The following is a 3124-nucleotide window of genomic DNA, read 5'->3' as shown; positions in this document are numbered from 1 at the left end:
CATTATGGTTATCAACAGCCAGCATTGGCAGCGTAGGAGAAACCACTAATTCCGCTGTCCGAAATACCCGCGGCAGGTCAAAGGAACGAGGAGAGGTAAAAGCGCGAACCACGGCTCGACTCGCGCTCGATGAACTCGCCGTCGGCACCCCGAACGAAATCAGCGCGCAGGGCCCTGGCGGTTCCTCTGTCCAGCGCGTGGTCGGATCGACGCGTCGGTCCGCTGCTCAAGTGGTTGATAAGACCACCAGGGCCAGACTTCTTGCGGCCGAGTTTCCGGACATGCGATTCGGCACAATCAACTTGTGTTTGGGGGACAAGGGTGTCGCCGCTTGCTTGACTAAGTCGGAGCGGGAGACGAACGCGGACGTTAAGCCATCGATGTGCGTCCCAGCGGAATGCCCGAATTCCGTGCTGCTGCCGACCCATATAAAGGTATGGAAAGCCGAAGAGAAGTCGTTGTTGGAGTTGCGCAGTAGTCGCAGGTTGTCTGCTTTGAATCGTGCTCGCATAGACAGCGAACTGCTGTCCATTCGTAAAGCGATCCGCGACAAACACCCGACGGAAGACGCCACCCGGTGATTCCTACTCGCATCAGCTCCGAGTCGCGTTTGCGATCTGCGATGCAGCGGCTCCTAAACGGCGAAGCACTCTTCACCGACGGTACCCTTTCCAAGAAGAACCTCTACACAGAGGCACAGGTGAGCCGAGCGACAATGAATAGGGAGAAAGCAGTACTGGCGGAGTGGGACAGCTTCGTAGGTTCGGTCCGCACTCCTCACCCCTCCGACACAACGTCTCGCGAGGTGCAGACCGACAAGGTCGCGTTAAGGGATGCGACGACGGCGCTGCGTGAAACGCGCGAACAGCTCTCCGCCGCGATTATGCTGATCGCCTCACTCCATAGGGACAACGACGACCTCAGGCGGAGAGCCCGCTCTCACACTGCAACTGGGATTGTCCCGTTACGCCGCAGAGCAGATCAGGAGCTTGTGAGCGATGTAAGCGAGAACCCCGTTAAGGGCCGCGCCGGCGGAACTGGCTGATTCCACCCTGTGATCATCAATCGGAGCCACATAGGGGTGCCAAATCTGCTCACGGGGCCGCAACCGCTCGTCTTGTCGACATCACCACCACTTCCGTTTGTGGCTGGGGTTTGTGTCCTGTCCACCGTCCATCGGGCGACCAAAACGGTTCGTAGCGGGTCACGTGACGAGGGTTTGCGCAGATCTCTCCCTAAAACATTTGCTACCAAGAATCCAGTGGCTCTAATTCCTCCTTTACGAACAAACTCGTGGATGAGCTGGCACTGGTTTCGACGGTAGAGGCCCTGGCAACGATTTCTTTTTCGATTGCACTGTGTCACGATCGGTCGAAGGCTGGCCGGCTTACCCGGAAGGACTTTGATGGTCGCGAAGCATCAAGTTGGTCAGGTGCGAGCCTGCTTCGGGCTACCCACGCGCTCAGGCAACACTCATTTATCGGGCAGGACCGATAAAGCGGTGCTTGACTATACCGACACGTATGCGGTCCAGTCACGTGAAGTGGTCGATGATCCGGACCGCTCAGGGGTCAGGCTCGTGAGAAATGGCGCATCAAGTCCGGACCGCAAGAATTTCGTGCCGTGAACCAGCTAGGTTTGCATGCCCATGGTGCCGACTTTGGCGAGGACACGCGCGAATCGCGCATCAACCAAGGGACCGGCCTCACCAAGGAGCAAGAGGAGTTCCTAATCGAGGAGGGGCTCTTCACTCACGAATCGCTAGCCGAAACCAAGGCGGCCACCGGTCGAGGCGACCTTGCTGAATCGGAGCGACGGACACGGCCGGAAGGTGTAAATGCGTCAGAACTGCGACCCAGGTCGCCATGCGACTTCACATCACTCTCCACGAAGTTGACGCCTGGCGCGAGCGAGGCGATCTCTTCGCGTTCGTCGCCGACGGTACTTTGCACTATCCAACATGGCAATTCACTGACGCCACAGATCGCTCCGTTCTGCCACACCGCGCCACGTTTACGGCCGCGCTGCGAGACGACATGCATCCGGCCAGCATTTTGGGGTCTCAACCCCGCAGCGAGGCGCGAGAATGAATGGCCAGCCAATGACGCCCAGACAGTGGCTAACTCGAGGCGGTGACGTCAAGACTTTCACGGACATTCTCGATAGCTTTCTTATGTCTTGATGAGCAAGAACCAGTGAGCCATCGTCTAGCCAGTCTCGACCGGCTAGAAAGGTGGCCCGCGACCGAAGGCGACCGCCTGCGGTGATCGCACTCAGACCGTTAGCCCGAAGATCTTCTCACTGGTTCGGGCGCTTCATTCCTCGGCGCAGAACGCCGACGTGAGATCAGAGGTGATGAGAACAGAGTTGATGAGGCTTTTTCGACGCGCATGCGCCTGCAGACGCCTCGCGCGCGCTCAATTTCGTCTAAGTTCGTGCTTGTCGGATATGTGATCATTTCCGACAGAAAATCGGGGAAATGTTCAAGCGCTTCAAACACATTGGCGATTACCGCATCTACAGGGACTGGTCCGACGGCGTTGGAATCAAGTCTTTCGAACGAATCAATTTGATCTTTGGAACAAACGGATCTGGAAAATCGACGCTTGCGCAGTTACTCCAGGACAGCGTCGATGGAGTCCTCCCAACCTCCGCAGACATTAAGTTCTTATGGCAGGACTCACAGGACTCTGGAGAGGAAGAAATCACCAGTGTCCTGCACGACGCGTGGAGGCGTGTGCATGTATTTAATAAGGACTACGTCGTTCGAAGCCTTCGATTCGAGAGCGTTGACGGACCTCAGCCAGACGCACTTCTCACACTCGGCGAGGAGAACGTTGCTGCCGAGGTAGAGCTCGAACAAAAACGTGCTCGTTCAGCGGAGCTGACAACCGAACGTGCGAACCTGCGAAAGCAGATCGTGGCATCAACGAAGGCCGCCGAGGACTTGATGCGAAGCGCAGCCCAGACTGTTGTGAGTCACCTCGGTAAGGTGTCGAACCAATACCGCGCAACAAACGTCTACAACATCACTCACGTTCGAACTGACCTGCCGCGGGTATTTCGGACAGCGGAATTAGTGGTTTCTCCTACGCTGCCAATGCTGGCTGTTGATAACCATAAT

General features: G+C 57.0%; 3 protein-coding genes. All 3 read left to right on the top strand.

Annotated features, from left to right (window positions below; genetic code table 11):
- The coding region (locus CXY71_RS21590; protein ID WP_233204306.1) for a hypothetical protein at positions 1-581 on the top strand (581 nt) is incomplete at its 5' end.
- 41 nt (positions 582-622) lie between these two features.
- Positions 623-1045: a hypothetical protein gene (locus CXY71_RS00350; protein WP_146072689.1), complete on the top strand. Its 423-nt coding sequence runs from the start codon at positions 623-625 to the stop codon at positions 1043-1045.
- 1434 nt (positions 1046-2479) lie between these two features.
- Positions 2480-3124: AAA family ATPase (locus CXY71_RS00340; protein ID WP_158252904.1), on the top strand; the 645-nt coding region annotated here is incomplete at its 3' end.

Origin of the sequence: Cryobacterium sp. Y62, assembly GCF_002929785.1 — a bacterium.
Lineage (GTDB): Bacteria > Actinomycetota > Actinomycetes > Actinomycetales > Microbacteriaceae > Cryobacterium.
This window is presented reverse-complemented; position numbering and strand designations above follow the sequence as displayed.

What these genes read in the sequence shown, in the direction of transcription:
- CXY71_RS00350 (WP_146072689.1), top strand. Translation starts at nt 623, where the DNA reads ATGCAGCGGCTCCTAAACGGCGAAGCACTCTTCACCGACGGTACCCTT.